The sequence below is a fragment of the Bacillus sp. 5w2 genome (assembly GCF_054353775.1).
The window spans coordinates 285781-302719 of record NZ_JBTIWT010000002.1; the positions used below are offsets into that span (position 1 = coordinate 285781).

22 protein-coding genes and 1 other annotated feature are annotated in these 16939 nt (G+C 35.4%); of the genes, 12 read left to right on the forward strand and 10 right to left on the reverse strand.

Features of this window, described 5'->3' with window-relative positions; translation table 11 throughout:
* Nucleotide 1: 1 nt before the first annotated feature.
* Nucleotides 2–904 (reverse strand): aminoglycoside phosphotransferase family protein, encoded by a 903-nt coding sequence (locus ACXY7N_RS05745; protein ID WP_016088744.1) that lies wholly within the window; start codon nucleotides 902–904, stop codon nucleotides 2–4.
* A gap of 105 nt (nucleotides 905–1009) precedes the next feature.
* Between ACXY7N_RS05745 and ACXY7N_RS05750 the strand changes: the two genes are divergently transcribed.
* A complete protein-coding gene (locus ACXY7N_RS05750) occupies nucleotides 1010–1507 on the forward strand; it encodes a hypothetical protein (protein WP_016088743.1) in 498 nt (165 codons plus the stop codon).
* A 64-nt stretch (nucleotides 1508–1571) separates the two neighbouring features.
* Here ACXY7N_RS05750 and ACXY7N_RS05755 read toward each other — a convergent pair whose 3' ends face one another.
* The 3 genes from ACXY7N_RS05755 to ACXY7N_RS05765 form a co-directional block, all read right to left on the reverse strand.
* Nucleotides 1572–1721, reverse strand: a complete 150-nt coding sequence (locus ACXY7N_RS05755; protein ID WP_016088742.1) for a hypothetical protein — start codon at nucleotides 1719–1721, stop codon at nucleotides 1572–1574.
* A gap of 18 nt (nucleotides 1722–1739) precedes the next feature.
* Nucleotides 1740–1913 carry a hypothetical protein gene (locus ACXY7N_RS05760; protein ID WP_016088741.1) on the reverse strand — a complete coding sequence of 58 codons (174 nt, stop codon included), beginning with the start codon at nucleotides 1911–1913 and terminating at the stop codon, nucleotides 1740–1742.
* Between the two features lie 70 nt (nucleotides 1914–1983).
* A complete protein-coding gene (locus ACXY7N_RS05765; RefSeq protein ID WP_016088740.1) occupies nucleotides 1984–3348 on the reverse strand; it encodes an MATE family efflux transporter in 1365 nt (454 codons plus the stop codon).
* Between the two features lie 181 nt (nucleotides 3349–3529).
* Here ACXY7N_RS05765 and uppP point away from each other — a divergent pair, with 181 nt between their 5' ends.
* Nucleotides 3530–4321, forward strand: a complete 792-nt coding sequence (gene uppP / locus ACXY7N_RS05770; protein WP_016088739.1) for a bacitracin resistance undecaprenyl-diphosphatase — start codon at nucleotides 3530–3532, stop codon at nucleotides 4319–4321.
* Between the two features lie 29 nt (nucleotides 4322–4350).
* Here uppP and ACXY7N_RS05775 read toward each other — a convergent pair whose 3' ends face one another.
* On the reverse strand, nucleotides 4351–4938 hold the full coding sequence (locus tag ACXY7N_RS05775) for a thioredoxin family protein (RefSeq protein ID WP_098412641.1): 588 nt from the start codon (nucleotides 4936–4938) through the stop codon (nucleotides 4351–4353).
* A 33-nt stretch (nucleotides 4939–4971) separates the two neighbouring features.
* Nucleotides 4972–5403, reverse strand: a complete 432-nt coding sequence (locus ACXY7N_RS05780; protein ID WP_016088737.1) for a regulatory YrvL family protein — start codon at nucleotides 5401–5403, stop codon at nucleotides 4972–4974.
* A gap of 161 nt (nucleotides 5404–5564) precedes the next feature.
* On the opposite strand from ACXY7N_RS05780, the gene ACXY7N_RS05785 reads away from it, so the two are divergent.
* Together ACXY7N_RS05785 and ACXY7N_RS05790 are read left to right on the forward strand one after the other, a co-directional pair.
* Nucleotides 5565–5984: a MarR family winged helix-turn-helix transcriptional regulator gene (locus tag ACXY7N_RS05785; protein WP_116349195.1), complete on the forward strand. Its 420-nt coding sequence runs from the start codon at nucleotides 5565–5567 to the stop codon at nucleotides 5982–5984.
* Nucleotides 5985–6120: 136 nt separating this feature from the next.
* A complete protein-coding gene (locus ACXY7N_RS05790; RefSeq protein ID WP_000184933.1) occupies nucleotides 6121–6276 on the forward strand; it encodes a hypothetical protein in 156 nt (51 codons plus the stop codon).
* A 22-nt stretch (nucleotides 6277–6298) separates the two neighbouring features.
* Here ACXY7N_RS05790 and ACXY7N_RS05795 read toward each other — a convergent pair whose 3' ends face one another.
* Nucleotides 6299–7534 (reverse strand): dicarboxylate/amino acid:cation symporter, encoded by a 1236-nt coding sequence (locus ACXY7N_RS05795; protein WP_016088735.1) that lies wholly within the window; start codon nucleotides 7532–7534, stop codon nucleotides 6299–6301.
* Nucleotides 7535–8509: 975 nt separating this feature from the next.
* Between ACXY7N_RS05795 and ACXY7N_RS05800 the strand changes: the two genes are divergently transcribed.
* On the forward strand, nucleotides 8510–9853 hold the full coding sequence (locus tag ACXY7N_RS05800) for a TrkH family potassium uptake protein (RefSeq protein ID WP_016133963.1): 1344 nt from the start codon (nucleotides 8510–8512) through the stop codon (nucleotides 9851–9853).
* A gap of 33 nt (nucleotides 9854–9886) precedes the next feature.
* On the opposite strand, the gene ACXY7N_RS05805 is transcribed toward ACXY7N_RS05800, so the two are convergent.
* A complete protein-coding gene (locus ACXY7N_RS05805; RefSeq protein WP_074651135.1) occupies nucleotides 9887–10279 on the reverse strand; it encodes an imidazole glycerol phosphate synthase in 393 nt (130 codons plus the stop codon).
* Nucleotides 10280–10471: 192 nt separating this feature from the next.
* Here ACXY7N_RS05805 and ytfJ point away from each other — a divergent pair, with 192 nt between their 5' ends.
* Nucleotides 10472–10939, forward strand: a complete 468-nt coding sequence (ytfJ, locus tag ACXY7N_RS05810) for a GerW family sporulation protein (protein WP_016088733.1) — start codon at nucleotides 10472–10474, stop codon at nucleotides 10937–10939.
* A 108-nt stretch (nucleotides 10940–11047) separates the two neighbouring features.
* Nucleotides 11048–11137, forward strand: coding sequence for a hypothetical protein (locus ACXY7N_RS05815; RefSeq protein WP_000608225.1), 90 nt, complete (start codon nucleotides 11048–11050; stop codon nucleotides 11135–11137).
* A 363-nt stretch (nucleotides 11138–11500) separates the two neighbouring features.
* Here the strand turns inward: ACXY7N_RS05815 and ACXY7N_RS05820 are convergent, their stop codons facing one another.
* Together ACXY7N_RS05820 and ACXY7N_RS05825 are read right to left on the reverse strand one after the other, a co-directional pair.
* Nucleotides 11501–11740: a YkuS family protein gene (locus tag ACXY7N_RS05820; RefSeq protein WP_000101009.1), complete on the reverse strand. Its 240-nt coding sequence runs from the start codon at nucleotides 11738–11740 to the stop codon at nucleotides 11501–11503.
* An 86-nt stretch (nucleotides 11741–11826) separates the two neighbouring features.
* Nucleotides 11827–12066, reverse strand: coding sequence for a DUF3911 family protein (locus tag ACXY7N_RS05825; protein ID WP_488592316.1), 240 nt, complete (start codon nucleotides 12064–12066; stop codon nucleotides 11827–11829).
* 59 nt (nucleotides 12067–12125) lie between these two features.
* Between ACXY7N_RS05825 and ACXY7N_RS05830 the strand changes: the two genes are divergently transcribed.
* The 5 genes from ACXY7N_RS05830 to ilvC all read left to right on the forward strand — a co-directional run bounded on the left by ACXY7N_RS05830 (nucleotide 12126) and on the right by ilvC (nucleotide 16939).
* Complete coding sequence (locus ACXY7N_RS05830; RefSeq protein ID WP_016136600.1) at nucleotides 12126–12341, forward strand: hypothetical protein; 216 nt, start codon at nucleotides 12126–12128, stop codon at nucleotides 12339–12341.
* 141 nt (nucleotides 12342–12482) lie between these two features.
* Nucleotides 12483–13379, forward strand: coding sequence for a branched-chain-amino-acid transaminase (gene ilvE / locus ACXY7N_RS05835; protein ID WP_001005497.1), 897 nt, complete (start codon nucleotides 12483–12485; stop codon nucleotides 13377–13379).
* A gap of 16 nt (nucleotides 13380–13395) precedes the next feature.
* Nucleotides 13396–13623 (forward strand) — a binding site (T-box leader).
* A 72-nt stretch (nucleotides 13624–13695) separates the two neighbouring features.
* Entirely contained in the window at nucleotides 13696–15396 is a 1701-nt protein-coding gene (ilvB, locus tag ACXY7N_RS05840) for an acetolactate synthase large subunit (protein WP_488592317.1), read from the forward strand.
* Nucleotides 15393–15902, forward strand: a complete 510-nt coding sequence (gene ilvN / locus ACXY7N_RS05845; RefSeq protein WP_016088731.1) for an acetolactate synthase small subunit — start codon at nucleotides 15393–15395, stop codon at nucleotides 15900–15902. Before ilvB ends, ilvN begins: the two co-directional genes overlap by 4 nt.
* 26 nt (nucleotides 15903–15928) lie before the next feature.
* Nucleotides 15929–16939 (forward strand): ketol-acid reductoisomerase, encoded by a 1011-nt coding sequence (ilvC, locus tag ACXY7N_RS05850; RefSeq protein ID WP_016133965.1) that lies wholly within the window; start codon nucleotides 15929–15931, stop codon nucleotides 16937–16939.

The following is a 16939-nucleotide window of genomic DNA, read 5'->3' on the forward strand; positions in this document are numbered from 1 at the left end:
CTCATCCCTGTAATATTGTTTTCAGTTGTTTTGTACCCGCTATGAATTCAAGTTCATTCTTTGTTTCAAAGTTATAAATTATATTATGTAGTAAAGGGCTGTATTGATAAAAGGTAGTGATGCGGTGAATGAGTAATGGATCGTGATGAGAAATAAGCGTGCTGTATTGTTCATACACTGATGTAGTAAATTCACATCCAAAATCATAATATAGCCCAGCAAAGTCAAAGGCGGGATCTCCAATTTGAGCATCACCAAAATCAATAATTCCTGAAATGGTTTTATTTTGGTTATCAAATAAAATGTGATGATGTGTAAAGTCAGCGTGAATAAGTGTATTTTGAAAAGTGGATGTATCGATACAGGTAAAGAAATTTTCGAATAAACGATTTAAAGATAATTTCTGGGACGAAGTAAGACTGTTAGTAACATACTGATTTAACTTAGTTTGTAGTTCTTTCCAGTAGGTAAGTGTTTTTTCTATAGGGAACCTTAATGTTTTCACACGTTTTAAAGGGATACTATGTAGAGCCGCAAGGAAAGTAGCTAATTGTGTAATAATTATTTTTCGTTCTTTTTCATCTAACTTCGCAACTATTTCTGCTTTTAACGGTTCACCATGAATGAGAGTATAGTAACTACAAAGCGGAATAGTATCCGTATCCTTTTTATAGAATAGGTGATACTTTGGAACCTCAATTTTATGTAGTGAACAAGAGAGAAGTGTGCATAGTTCTTTTTCTAACGGAATTCGTATTGCGTATTCCTGTTTTCGCGGGAAACGAAACAGTAGCTCATCATTTACGATAACCGCTACATTATCCCATCCTTCTTCATTTTGTTTATATGAATATATAGAAAGTCTAGGCAGAGCTTCTTTTATATATTGTTTGTAAGAGTCCATAATTGTTCCTCGTTTCTAAGTTAACTTATTCTACTTTATGATATCAGAATTTTCTTTCTATATGTTAAAATATAACTATCATTATGAAGAGGGAGCGGGATTGTTATGAAGAAAAGAATACTAATTACTTCTTTATGTATCGCTTTTGGATTGTTTTGGTCATATAAAGAGGAGGTTTTTGCTAGGTTTAAACCGATTGATCAGTACGGATTAAATAAGGAATTAAAGAACAAAAGTATAGAAACTTTAACTCATAATGAAATGAAAAAGGTAGGAGAACATTTTGTGACAGAGCAATTATCAGTGTTTGAGTTTAATAATAAAGAAGATGTGAAACGAAAAGGTGAAGAAATATTTTTAAATAGAGGGTATGAACAATTAATAGGAAGTTATTATCCAAATCGTTTTCGGGATTTAGAGTATAAATTTATAAACGAGGACATACGTGAAGTGACGGATGAAAGCTTTCTCTATCAAACTGTAGCGTACGTTGTGGGTACTGAAGATGGTAAGAGAAGCGAAATGAAATTGAATTATGAAATGAAAATTGTAAAGGTTAATAATATATTTAAGGTGTTAGAACAAAAACAGCATGTACAATAAAGTGAAACATGAATCAGTGCTACAAATAGAGGGATAAAAAAATCCCCCAGTTCTTTGAGGGATTCTAAAGGTTTTCATTTTGTTGACCAAGTTCTTTTTGAGCAATGTATAAATTTCCTTGTTCGACTTGTTTCTGAGTAAGAACAGAATCACCTGCATACCCTTTTTCTGTTTTTACAGTTCTTTTCGAACGATTGAAATCTTGTTTCTTCATATAATATGTCACCTTTCCTTAAAAATAAACAAAAATGATAAGCACAAGTAATACAGCAGCAAAAATGGTAATGCCCATTAAAAACGAGGTGTTTTTATATTTAGGTGGCTTATGTATATCTTGCCGATATCCAGGTGAAATTTCAGGGGCGAATTCTTCATCGAATGCTTGATTTTTTTCTTTTTCGTCCATATGTATCCACCTTTCTTTTTCATTATGTTATACGTTACAAGAAAAAATATGCATAAAGAAAACCGCCCCTCTATCGTAAGTGGCGGTTTTCTGTTGTATATTTTCTTTGAACTTGAAATAGACGGATAAGAAGGAAGATAGCGCCAAATGCTAGACCGATAATAAGACCGATCCAATATCCTTTTGCTGCCCAGTCAGTATAAGTTGCTAATATGTAACCGAGAGGTAGACCGATTACCCAATAAGCGATTAATGTCATAATTAAGGAAACATTTACATCTTTATAACCACGTAGTGCCCCTTGTACAGGAGTTGCAATTGCATCTGAAATTTGAAATAAAATCGCAAATATAAGAAATTCTTTTGCTAAATGATGAACTTGTATATCTGTCGTATAAATCGAAGCAATTTCATCATCAAAGAAGTAAAGAAGAATTGAATACAATAGGGCGAATGCAAGTGCTAAGCCAATCCCGATAAATCCATATTGTTTTGCGTTATTATATCGTTTTGCCCCAACTTCGAATCCAACAGCGATGGTCATTGCCATCGCTAAGCTTAAAGGCGTCATATATAGCAAGGAAGCGAAGTTCATAGCGGCCTGATGAGCTGCGATTGTTGTTGTACTAAAATTACTCATCATAAGTGTCACTGCAGCGAAAATACTTGTTTCAAAAAAGATAGCAAATCCGATAGGGACACCAAGTTTTAAGAATGCTTTCCAACTCGAAAGAGAAGGACGATATAACTGTTTAAAGATATTGAAAGATGCGAACGGCGCTTTCGTACGAATAATAATGACGGTAATAATTAAAATGCACCAATAGGTTGCTGCAGAAGCAATTGCTGCACCGACACCACCAAGTTTTGGAAAACCAAAGTTCCCAAAAATTAATAAGTAATTTAATATTACGTTAATTGGTAATGATAGTAATGTAATGATCATCGTTGTGCGAGTTTTTCCTAATGCATCAATAAATCCACGTAAAACAGTGTAAGTAAATAAAGGGATAATTCCAATCGCGATAATACTTAAAAATTGTGCCGCAATACGTTCCACAGGTTCTTCCAGGCGCATGCCGTTTAAAATAGGTGAAACAGCGAAGAAACCGATAAGGATGACCACGAAACTAGCACAAATTGCTAAATATACTGCTTGTATGACAACTTGGGGAACATCCTCTTTTTTCTTTGATCCAACGAGCTGCGCAACAATTGGAGTAGTAGCCATTAAAATTCCTGTTAATCCGGTACTAACGGGAAGCCATATACTTGTTCCGATAGCAACACCCGCTAAATCAATAGGACTTGCGTGCCCTGACATTGTCGTATCGAAAAAACTCATTGCAAATAATGACATTTGCGTTACGAAAATCGGGAAAAATAGTAATACAAATTGCTTTAATTTTTGTGAGAATGAATTAGTTTCTTTCATAAAATCCCCTTTCCGCTAAAAAAACAAACTCTTACTATCATACAATTTAATTAAAAAATAGAAAAGAAATACGCGCATACAACATGTACAATCAATAAAAAAAGGATGCACTTTAAAAGGGGATAAGGTATTATGATAAGGTGTGAAAAATTACATATTCGTTATTAAGGAGGCACTACTCGTGGCTGATTGGTTAATTGGAATAATCATGGGTGCTGTTGAAGGGTTAACAGAGTTTTTACCAGTTTCATCAACAGGACATATGATTTTAACAGGTCATTTACTTGGATTTGACGACGAGAGAGCGAAAGTTTTCGAAGTTGTTATTCAATTGGGATCGATTTTAGCAGTTGTTGTTATATTTTGGAAGCGTCTATGGTCTTTAGTAGGTATAGGGAAAGTAACAGACGGACCATCGTTAAATTTATTACATATTATTATCGGGATGATTCCTGCCGGCATACTTGGCGTATTGTTCCATAGTGCGATTAAAGAAGTTTTATTTGGGCCAGGCCCAGTTGTCATTAGCTTAGTGGCTGGTGGTATTTTAATGATTGTTGCTGAGAAGTTTTCGAAACCAAGTACAGCAAGAACATTAGATGAAATCACATATAAGCAAGCATTTACAATCGGAATGTTCCAATGTTTAGCACTTTGGCCAGGATTTTCTCGTTCTGGTTCTACAATAAGTGGTGGTTTATTAGCTCGCGTGTCACATACAGCGGCAGCTGAATATACATTCATTTTAGCAGTACCAATGATGGTAGCTGCAAGTGGATTAGATTTAATTAAAAGCTGGGATATATTAAGTGCAGCTGATATACCGTTATTTGCAACAGGATTTATTACAGCATTCGTTGTTGCAATGCTTGCAATTGTTTCATTCTTAAAATTATTATCTCGTGTAAAACTAACACCGTTCGCTTACTATCGTTTCATTTTAGCTGCGGTATTCTATTTCTTCATTATGTAATAAAAAAACTGCCGAGTTCGGCAGTTTTTTTATTTTACTACTTTTTCCATCATGTTTTCCATTACATGTTCCCATAGAGAAGTATCATCAGCTAATGTAGCACGGAAATTAGCGTACATTTCTTTTTGTTTCTCTTCGAATGTTGGATCTTCTTTTTCAGGCAATGTAGCGCGCATTGAAGTTACTAACTCTTGTACTTTTGGAGCACGTGGTCCCCAAACGGCTTGTTCATTTCCATCTTTATCAATGAAAATAAAGATTGGAATCGCGCGTGCTGTTCCATTTGTTAAATATTGATCCATTAATTCCAAGTTTTCATCGCGAATTAATAATGACATATCAATATTTGCAACTTCAGAAATTCGTTTCATAACAGGTACGCATAAAAGAGCATCACCACACCAATCAGCTGTTAATACGATAACACGCCAGCCATCATTTTGGCGTTCTTCTAATACAGGAAGTAATTCATTTGGAATTAAAAAGTTATTGTAAATGTGCAGTAGTTCGTATTGATTTACTTTCATTTCATCCACATATGTATCAAAGGACATACCTTTATCAGCCCATTGTTGTAAGTTCATAAGTAACACCTCTTTAGTATGATTTGTTTTCATTGTACCAATTTTTATATAGAAAAGCTTGTATTCTTACTCTTTCTTATCACTTAATAATTGATTGAATAGGAAAAGGAATAGTACGACACATAATTCAGCAATGTTGGACAGTTGTACGCTCTCTATCCAATCGTCGGCAGTATGAATGACGAACCAATCTAGCGTAATTTCCATAATTGCGAAAAGAGTAATAGAAAGCCAATTTGGCATGTTTTGTGTCATTGGATATAGCAGTGCTTTCAAGAAACTAAAGATAAAAAATGTAATACCGTCTAAGAAAGTAATTAATAAAAAAAATAGAAGTAAAGCAGTGCGCGATCTATACTCTACACCTGTAATATGAAAGATTCCTACATATACAAAAAATATAAATGAAAAAACTATAATGAGAAACAGAATAACAAAACCAATAATCAAAGTCTTATCTTTTAGATTAAGGTTAGAAAATTTGTCTTCTTCACTCACTACTCCAACTCCTTTTTCTGGAAATTCAATTTTATTGTATCATGAAATATCTATTAAAAAACTACGAATTATGGAAAAATAAGGTGACAAAAAGTAAGATTTCATGTAAAATTATTAATAAGGTTTTTATTTAACTAAATGAAATAAAGGGGCTGTCAAAGTTGTCTCAAAATCGAGAGCAATTAATGGAAGAACTATCGACAAATGTTTTTGCTATGTTCCGCACGTTGCGTAATGATATTGGAAAAATATTTGGTGGTTACATACCGTGGAATGAGTTCATCGTCCTTAGAATATTGAATCGTACGAATAAAGAAATGGTATCACGTGTAGCCAATGAGTTAAATGTGTCGAATAGTCATATTACAGCTGTTACAGAAAAATTAATTAATAAAGGTTTTGTAACTCGTTCACGTTCTACGTCAGATCGCCGAGTTGTATATTTGGAGATTACAGAACAAGGGAAAGATTTAGTTGCGAAAATGGAAGGTGAGAAAAAGAAATATTTACAAGAAAGATTCTTCGCACTTTCAGAAGAAGAAATGAATGTAATGATATCTATTTCTAAAAAACTTATTTAAGTCATTACAAGTAAGAAAACGCTTACGCATTGAAGAAGAAGACCTTCCTTATATGAGGAAGGTCTTCTTTCGTACGTAATAGATTATAAAAATGAAAATATGTATCATACTACTAGTAAAGGAAGGAGGAGAAATTATGACGAATCGTAATGGTAGTAAAGGGAGCGGAAATCAAGGCTCACCGAAATCAGGGCAATTTCAGCAAGAGTTTAGTACTGAATTTGAGACTGGTAATGATAACAAAGGAAAAGAATATCGTTCGAAAAAAGGAAGTAAATCAAAAAAGGAGTGAATCATTTCACTCCTTTTTTGATTTAAGATACTGCAGATTGATTCGTATTATATTTTTCTTCTGATTTTGCGACAATCATTGCACAAATTGCATCACCAGAAATATTTACAGCTGTTCTTGACATATCTAGAATGCGGTCAATACCGATAATTAAGGCAATACCTTCTACGGGTAGATTTACTTGATTTAAAACCATCGTAAGCATTACAAGTCCAACGCCTGGTACACCAGCAGTACCGATACTAGCTAGTACAGCAGTTAATACGACGACAGCTAATTGGGACATAGTAAGTTCAACGCCATATACTTGAGCGATAAACACAGTTGCTACACCTTGCATAATGGCGGTACCATCCATATTAATCGTGGCACCTAGTGGTTGTACAAAAGAACTTATCGCTTTTGGAACACCCAGTTTTTCTTGTGCTGTTTTCATTGCAAATGGAAGAGATGCATTAGAGCTAGATGTACTAAATCCAATTGCCATTACCGGTCCGAATTGTTTAAAGAAACGGACAATACTTTCTTTTGCTAATACCTTTAATAATCCGCCATATACGAAGACGCCGTGAATAATAAGTACTAGCATAACGACAATCATATACTTGAACATCGCAGCGACGCCTGCAAGACCCATTTTACCAACGGATGAAGCGAGCAATCCAAATGTTCCGATTGGAGCTAATTTCATAACGAGATTAACAAGATACATCATTAATTCGTTGCCCTGTTCAAGTAATGAATGGATACCTTGGACTCGTTTTCCTAAAATAGCTATACCGAGTCCGATTAATACGGCAAAGGCAATAATTTGTAACATGTTTCCATCAGCCATCGCTTGTGCTGGATTATCTGGTACGATATTTAGCAATGTATCGACGAAAGATGTTTCGGTTTTTGCACCTTCATATTTAAGCCCTTCGGTTTTAAAGTTACCGCCAGATCCTGGTTGTATAATAAGTGCAAATGTAACTGCAATAGAAATAGCAACGGCTGTAGTTACAAGAAAGAATGAAATGGATTTTAAGCCGATTCTTCCAAGTTGTTTCGGGTCTCCAAGCCCAGCAGCTCCAAGCACGATAGAAATGAATACAACAGGAACAACTAGCATTTTAATGAGTCGAATAAACAATTGACCAAGTGGATTGAACACATATTGATTTAATGGTTCAAAAATGGATGGTGCAGCTAAATTTAGAGTGAGTCCGACAACTAAACCGAGAAATAATGCAATTAAGATTGCTTTTGTTTGTTTCAATAAAATCCCCCCTTATTTTTTGTAAAGTAGCTTTCTACATTAATTGTACCGAAAAAATACCTATTTTGACAATATTTTCTGAATATTTTGTATAAAAATACCTATTTTAATGTAGAAAGGGTTAAATTTTATATTTGAAAAACAAAATAGGCCATCACATTGGATGGCCTAGGGAAGGGGACAATTTATGTCAATTTAATTAGGGATGGAAGCTACTCAAAGACACTGGGGAATGTCTTGTAAATTAGGGAGGAATAGCTTCGATACATATACTATAAAAGATGAGTGTGACCGGGGTGTGAACATAGAGTGAAAGAGAGAGGGAGTTTTTAATAAAAGATAGAAAGACAAAAAAATAAGACCATCGCATATGAGATGGTCAAGGAAGGGGACAATTTATGTCAATTTAATTAGGGATGGAAGTTGTTCAAGACACTGGGGAATGTCTTATAAATTAGGGAGGAACAACTTCGATACATATACTATAAAAGGTGGATGTGACCTTGATGTGAACATAGGGTGAAAGAGAGAGGGAGTTTTACATAAAGGATAGAGTAAACAAAAAAATAAGACCATCGCATATGAGATGGTCAAGGAAGGGGACAATTTATGTCAATTTAATTAGGGATGGAAGCTATTCAAAGACACTGGGGAATGTCTTATAAATTAGGGAGGAACAGCTCCGATACATATACTATAAAAGGTAGATGTGACCCCTATGTGAACATAGAGTGAAAGATATGAGAATTTGAGAAATGATACATATAAAATAATTATTGCGAGAGTTGTAGAGTAAGAAGAAATATAATATAAAGTGTCTTGTCATAAAATGCAGTGGAGTTCGAGTATAAATAAAAGTTGAAAACTATGAAAAAAAGGATTATGCTCAACTATATTATAAGAATATAAGGTTTATCCCGCTGTTTAAGGTTTCTTATAAGCTTTTATTTATAAGGGGAAAAGGGAGTTAGTGACATGGAAGTAACAAAAAGACAAGGTCTGTATAATCGTTTTATACGATTAAATCCACCACAAATATTAGCATTAGGATTTTTCTGTTTAATTGTGGTTGGTGGTTTGTTATTAAAGTTACCATTTGCAACGAAAGTACATATTAGCTGGGTAGATGCTTTCTTTACGGCAACATCAGCAGCAACTGTAACGGGATTGGGAGTAGTAGATACTGCAAGTACGTTTACGATGTTTGGCGAGATTGTTATTATGTTTTTAATTCAAACGGGTGGTTTAGGTCTTATGACAATTGCCATTTTAATTGTTTGGGTATTAGGTAAAAAAATCGGATTACGCCATCGATTATTAATCGGAGAGGCATTTAATCAGACAAATATAGGTGGTCTTGTAAAATTAGTAAAACGTGTCTTTATATTTTCTATTTGTATTGAGCTTATTGGAGTCATTTTTTTATCGTTTCGCTTTATTCCAGAGTTTGGTTTTGGAAAAGGTGTATATTATAGCATTTTTCACGTTATTGCATCTTATAATAATGCTGGATTTGCTCTATGGCCGGATAATTTAACAAGGTATGTAGGAGATCCTATTATTAATATTGGGATTTGCTCATTAATCGTAATAGGTGGTCTCGGTTTTACAGTATTGATTGATATATGGTATAGTCGTAGATTTCGAAAATTATCACTTCATTCCAAAATCATGATTGTCGGAACAGTAGCGCTAAATGTTATAGCGATGATTGTGATTTTTGTATTGGAATATAATAATGTGAAGACGTTAGGGAATTTACCTTTAAATGAAAAGTTATGGGCTTCTTTCTTCCAAGGTATTACTCCTCGTACTGCTGGATTTAATACAGTTGACTACGGGGGAATGGAAGAATCATCTATATTATTTACGATGGTTTTAATGTTTATTGGTGCAGGAAGTGTATCAACGGGTGGAGGGATTAAATTAACAACGTTTGTTATTTTAGTTACATCTGTCCTTTCTTTCTTTAGAAAAAAAGAGGAAATCGTTTTATTTCAGCGCACAATTAAAATGTCGACAGTAACGAGAGCGTTAGCCATTGCTGTTGCCAGTCAAATACTCATTTTTGCAGCGGTATTTGTATTAATGCTTACAGAAAACTTCAGCTTTATTCAGTTACTATTTGAAACAATTTCAGCGTTCGGCACAGTAGGGTTAACGATGGGGATTACTGCAAAGTTATCAGCGTTTGGAAAATGTATTATTATGTTTGTTATGTTTTGTGGATTAATCGGACCGTTAACACTTGTCTTTTCTTTAGCGTCACCAGCAAAACAAAAAATTAAATATCCATCGGAAGATGTATTTACAGGATAAGGTATCCCGCATAAGCGAGATACCTTTTTCTTTTTAAAAAAGGGAGAACAATAAACCGATAAGCGCTACTCGGAATAAAATTGCAATGAGTGCTGCAATTCCGCCGACAATCGCAGCGATACCACCAGTTACAGTAGCTCCGCGATTATAAGCGTAGATCCCTAGTAATACAGAAACAAGACCAAATAATGTTGGGAAGGTAAATAGTGATAAGATAGATAAGGCAAGAGCGATAAAGCCAGCCGTTGATCCAGCGGCGGACGATCTTACATCATCTTTATTATCTTTCTCATCGTAATCATAATCAATGCGCTGTGGTGCAACCTCAGCTGCATATTCTTCTTTGTAGTCACTATAATCACTATCTATTCTATCTCTTTTTTTATACTCATCAAATTTCTCAGTCAAAGTCATGACTCCTTTCATAACAAGGTTCAATAGTAGTATGCATCTCTTGTTCTTTTTTATCCCGCTATTTGTGGCCCGCAAACGCCTGATTGCTGAAGGCTAATAATCAGTGGGTGATTGCTGATTAAAGTTTCATTTTATCCGAGCGAGTACAAGGCGTAATTCCATTTAGAAGAGTGGAATTGTTTTTTTGAAATAGGAAAAGTTAGTATGACTTTCTCTATTTTGGAAAGTATAAAAAGGAATAATGAGGAAAGGGTGCAATACATAATGGAACATCCAATTGAAAATTTAATGAAAACAGCAATGACAAATTTAAAAGAGATGGTAGATGTAAATACGATTGTTGGAAGTCCAGTTTCAACAGCTGATGGAAATGTAGTATTAACAGTATCTCAAGTGGCTTTTGGTTTTGGTGCCGGTGGAAGTGACTTTAAAGGTGATTTTATTTCCGAAAAACATAATAACGGACAAGGACAGCATAAAGAGAACAAGCAAAGTCATCCGTTTGGAGGCGGAAGCGGGGCTGGGGTTTCCATTAGCCCAGTTGCTTTTTTAGTAGTTGGTTCTAACGGTGTGCAAGTATTACACCTCAATAGTAGTACACATTTAATTGAGAAGGCTTTAAATACTGTACCAAGCACTGTAGATAAATTTGTAAATAGTCGTCACAAGTGAACTTGCATTTTTTAGGAATTATGATATATTAGAAAAAGTGCGCTTTATGATGATCGGAATAATTGAACTGTAAATATATATGATGTGTGGAATAAGGGAGAGGAATTTATGATTAATATCAAAAACTTAGTAGTTGGCTTATGTATGTTAGTAAGCGGCTTTGTTGTATATGTAATAAAAGAAAAAGCTCCATTCTAAAACAGACAAACCGTTACTGTCTGTTTTAAATTTGTAAAAAATGTTGACAAGTCATTATATTGGTGTTAAAATTTTAATTCGTGTCTCGGTTACAGCTAGTGTAAAGTAAATAAATCTTATAGATATAATACGAAAAGTTTGCGAAAGATCGGGTAGTCTTACCAACAACTTTTGTGAACAAACCCTATAAATTATAATTGTAGGCTTTATAGATATACTAGTGAATCAAGGAGCGGTCAGTGGAACCGTAATGATGAGAGAGAGGTAGGGCTTTCATCCAGTATATGTTACTTTCCCGTTAGGTGAATATAAAAAAGAGGACTCCTTTTGAAAAGGAGTCCTCTTTCTTTTTGTATATTAAATTTAAGTGCGGCTCTCAACTTGCTGACAAATTTCATCTGTTGTTAAACCATGAGCTGTAATTACCGATCCCTTAATTGATGCATCTGCAATACCCATCATATTAGAATCTTGCCCAGTTACAATACAACAATCGCACCCTTGTGCATCATGTTCGGAACCCAGGGTAACAACTTCATGTCCCTGTTGCTGAAGAGCTTGTTGAACATCTGTTAATGAGTTTTCAACGCCAATTCTAGCCATAATTCTCACCTCCTACCATCTAGTTGCTAGTATGCTCAAATCCACTGCATATATTTATGAAAAGACGGTAGGAAGTAAATCTTTGTTTAGTCGTTATATACACCAGTAAGCATTTGACTTACGAATTGATCGTTTAAAGTATCTTGGCTGGAAGAAGTATTTGAGTGAATGTCAATTGAAGCAATAAAATTATTATGTTCTTTATTATTTGGTTCTACCTCTACATAATTATCGAATTTACAAAAACCTTTCGTATCCATTAGATTAAATAGTTGAAGCATTTCTACTACTTCTTGTCTCGTTCCTTTAATTTGTACACACGCCATATTGTTTTCCTCCTTCATTTTGACAAATTGTTTTTTAAAAATAGGATTATGATTACGAAATGAAAAATATGAATGTTATTTTTAGACAGCGTTATTTTTATTATTTTCCCCCTTTTTCAGCAAAAGTCGTTATATATTCCCGAATTTATAAAAACGGACGTCCGTTTATTGAATACAATAGATTCGTATCAATTGATGAAAATCCTTCTTTTAAACAAATATTTTTTTTAGTGAAAATTGGCGAAAAAAATTTTCTGACTTTTTGTAAACGTTAACAATGCTGTTAAATCAATATAATCAAAGATGTACGTACGATTAAAAATTATAAATTTTCTAAAAATTCACTTGATTTATTTAGAAAGGAGAGTAAACTAGGAAACAATAAAAAATTCATAGAACATAGGAGGCGCTTTCCAGTGAACGAGCAATGGATTTTCTTAAATGGAGAATTTGTTCCAAAAGACGAGGCAAAAGTTTCAGTATATGATCATGGTTATTTATATGGCGATGGAGTATTTGAAGGAATTAGAGTTTATAGCGGTAATGTTTTCCGTTTGAGAGAGCATCTTGTCCGGTTATATGAATCAGCAAAATCCATTATGTTAGAAATTCCATACTCTTTAGATGAAGTAACGAATATTGTTGTTGAGACGATTCGACAAAATAAATTATCTAATGGATACATTCGCCTAGTTGTATCGAGAGGAGCAGGAAATCTTGGATTAGATCCTGATTCTTGTAAGAAACCGAATGTAGTAGTAATTGCAGAGCAACTATCTTTATTCCCGCAAGAATATTATGAAAAAGGGATTCCGGTTGTAACAGTTGCAACGCGCCGAAATCGTCCAGATGTTTTGTCGCCTCAAGTAAAATCTTTAAATTACTTAAACAATATTTTAGTTCGTATTGAAGCGAAATTAGCTGGCGTACAAGAAGCGCTTATGTTAAATGATCAAGGATACGTAGCTGAAGGATCAGGAGATAACGTGTTTATTGTAAAAGGAAATAAATTAATTACACCGCCAAGTTCTGCTGGAGCGTTAGAAGGTATTACACGAAACGCTATTCTAGAAATCGGTGAAAAACTTGGATATGACGTTAGAGAAGAGTTATTTACAAGACATGATGTATATGTAGCCGATGAAGTATTTTTAACAGGAACGGCTGCTGAAGTAATTGCTGTTACGACAGTAGACGGTAGAACGATTGGTTTAGGGCAAACAGGTCCACATACGAATCGTTTATTAGAAGAATTCCGAAAGTTAGTTATAGAAGATGGAGAGAAGATCTACGAAGAAAATAAAGTTGGATAACAACTTTTTATAACATAAGAAAGCGTTGAGAGGGAGGAGTAGTTGATTGTGAAGCCTTACAGAGAGTCGGTGGTTGCTGAAAACCGATGGTTCACGTCGACGAACATCGCCCTTGAGTGCTAAGCTGAAGCGTTTGTCTAGGCTTAGACGGTAGCTCCGTTATTAGCTAGACTCATTTATGGGTCACTGAGGCAAGAGTATTCTTGCGAAGAAGGGTGGTACCGCGAAATCTTTCGTCCCTTCAGCACATAGCTGGAGTGTGGACGTAGGATTTTTTTTATTGATAAAAGTTTTTAAAAGGGGGCTTATAAGAACAATGTCTTCAAAAACGGAAGAGAAACTGGCAACTGGTGCACAGCTATTGTTAGAAGCGCTAGAAAAGGAAGGAGTAGAAGTAATTTTCGGTTATCCTGGTGGTGCTGTTTTACCTCTTTATGATGCACTATATGACTGTGAAATTCCGCATATTTTAACAAGGCATGAGCAAGGAGCTATTCACGCCGCTGAAGGGTATGCCAGAATTACTGGTAATCCAGGGGTTGTCATTGCAACAAGTGGACCAGGTGCTACAAATGTTATTACTGGTCTAGCAGATGCGATGATTGATTCATTACCACTTGTTGTATTTACAGGGCAAGTAGCAACAACGTTAATTGGAAGTGATGCTTTCCAAGAAGCGGACATTATGGGGCTTACGATGCCGGTGACAAAGCATAACTATCAAGTGCGAAAGGCTTCAGATTTACCTCGAATTATTAAAGAAGCATTTCATATTACTAGAACAGGAAGACCAGGCCCAGTCGTTATTGACCTTCCGAAAGATATGGTAGTAGAGCAAGGAGAACGATGTAATGACGTACAAATGGATTTACCAGGATACAACCCTAATTATGAACCAAATCTACTCCAAATAAACAAATTATTACAAGCAATTGAGACTGCAAACAAGCCGTTAATTTTAGCTGGAGCAGGTGTATTGCATGCGAAAGCATCAAAAGAGTTAACAAGTTTTGCTCGTAAATATGAAATCCCTGTTGTGCATACCTTACTTGGTCTTGGTGGGTTTCCGCCAGATGATGACCTTTTTCTAGGGATGGGAGGAATGCATGGTTCTTACACAGCCAATATGGCGTTATATGAATGCGACTTACTTATTAATATAGGTGCAAGATTCGATGATCGTCTTACTGGAAATTTAGCTTATTTTGCTAAAGAGGCCACTGTTGCACATATTGATATTGATCCAGCAGAAATCGGAAAAAATGTGCCGACTGAAATTCCTATCGTTGCAAGCGCTAAGCGTGCGTTGGAAGTATTACTTCAACCAGAAGGAAAGAAAGAAAATCATTATAAGTGGCTTTCTTTATTAAAGAGTAGAAAAGAAAAGTATCCACTTTCTTATAAACGAAATTCTGAAAGTATTAAGCCTCAATACGCAATTGATTTGTTATATGAAATTACGAAAGGAGAAGCGATTGTAACAACAGACGTTGGGCAACATCAAATGTGGGCAGCTCAATACTATCCGCTCAAAACTCCAGATAAATGGGTAACTTCAGGAGGATTAGGAACGATGGGGTTTGGATTTCCAGCAGCAATTGGTGCACAAATTGCAAAGCCTGAAGAATTAGTTATTGCAATTGTCGGTGACGCTGGATTTCAAATGACCCTGCAAGAATTAAGTGTGTTAAAAGAACACTCATTGCCTGTTAAAGTATTTATTTTAAATAATGAAGCTTTAGGAATGGTAAGACAATGGCAAGATGAATTTTATAATCAAAGATATTCGCATTCTTTACTGGCGTGTCAACCAGATTTCGTCGCTCTTGCGAATGCGTATGGCATAAAAGGAGTGCGTATAGATAATCCACTTCTTGCAAAGAAGCAAATACAGCATGCGATTGAATTACAAGAACCGGTCGTAATTGATTGCCGTGTACTTCAATCAGAAAAGGTAATGCCGATGGTTGCGCCAGGGAAAGGTGTTCACCAAATGGAGGGAGTGGAAAAAAGGTGAAGAGAATTGTTACAGCGACAGTTCGAAATCAAAGTGGTGTGTTAAACCGAATTACAGGTGTTATGACACGAAGACATTTTAATATTGAAAGTATTTCAGTAGGTCATACGGAATCATCGGACGTATCGCGGATGACGATTGTTGTACACGTTGAAAATGAACAGCAAGTTGAGCAGTTAATTAAACAACTTCATAAGCAAATTGATGTTCTGAAAGTATCAGATATTACAGAAGAAGCGATGATTGCAAGAGAACTTGCACTTATTAAAGTCGCAACGTCAGTAGCAAGAGCAGAATTATATAGTTTAATTGAACCGTTTCGAGCCGCTGTAATAGATGTTGGGAAGGATTCCATAGTTGTGCAAGTAACAGGTACACAGGAAAAAGTAGAAGCATTAATTGAATTACTTCGTCCATATGGTTTGAAAGAAATTGCTAGAACAGGTGTAACAGCATTTACGCGTAGTATGAAGAAACAAGATAAGCAAATTATGTTAATTCAATAATCATTTAAATATAGGGGGAAATGAAAATGGCAAAAGTATATTATGAAAAAGATGTAACGGTAAATGTATTAAAAGAAAAGAAAGTAGCGATTATCGGATATGGCTCACAAGGTCATGCACATGCGCAAAATTTACGTGATAACGGATTTGATGTAGTAGTAGGTTTAAGAAAAGGAAAGTCTTGGGATAAAGCGAAAGAAGATGGATTTTCTGTATATACAGTAGCAGAAGCAGCGGAAAAAGCTGATGTAGTAATGATTTTGTTACCGGATGAACTGCAACCAGAAGTATATGAAGCGGAAATTGCGCCAAATCTAAAGGCAGGAAATTCTCTCGTTTTTGCACACGGATTTAATGTTCACTTTGATCAAGTGAAACCACCAGCGAATGTAGATGTATTTCTAGTAGCACCAAAAGGTCCAGGACATTTAGTACGCCGTACGTTTAGTGAGGGCGGTGCGGTTCCAGCACTGTTTGCAGTATATCAAGATGCAACAGGAGTTGCGACTGAAAAGGCGCTTTCTTATGCTGACGGAATTGGAGCGACGAGAGCAGGTGTATTAGAAACGACATTTAAAGAAGAAACAGAAACAGATTTATTTGGAGAGCAAGCTGTGCTTTGCGGCGGAGTGACTGCGCTTGTAAAAGCAGGGTTTGAAACGTTAGTTGATGCTGGTTATCAACCTGAACTTGCATATTTTGAATGTTTACATGAACTAAAACTAATTGTTGACCTTATGTATGAAGGTGGACTTGAAAATATGAGATATTCAGTTTCGGATACAGCGCAGTGGGGAGACTTCGTATCAGGACCACGTGTTGTTACTGAAGATACGAAGAAAGCGATGGGTGAAGTACTAGCGGAAATTCAAGATGGTACATTTGCGAGAGGCTGGATTGCGGAGCATAAAGCAGGAAGACCGAATTTCCAGGCTACAAATGAGAAAGAGAATGAACATGAAATTGAAGTAGTTGGACGTAAATTACGTGAAATGATGCCATTCGTACAACCACGTGTAAAGGTAGGGATTAAATAA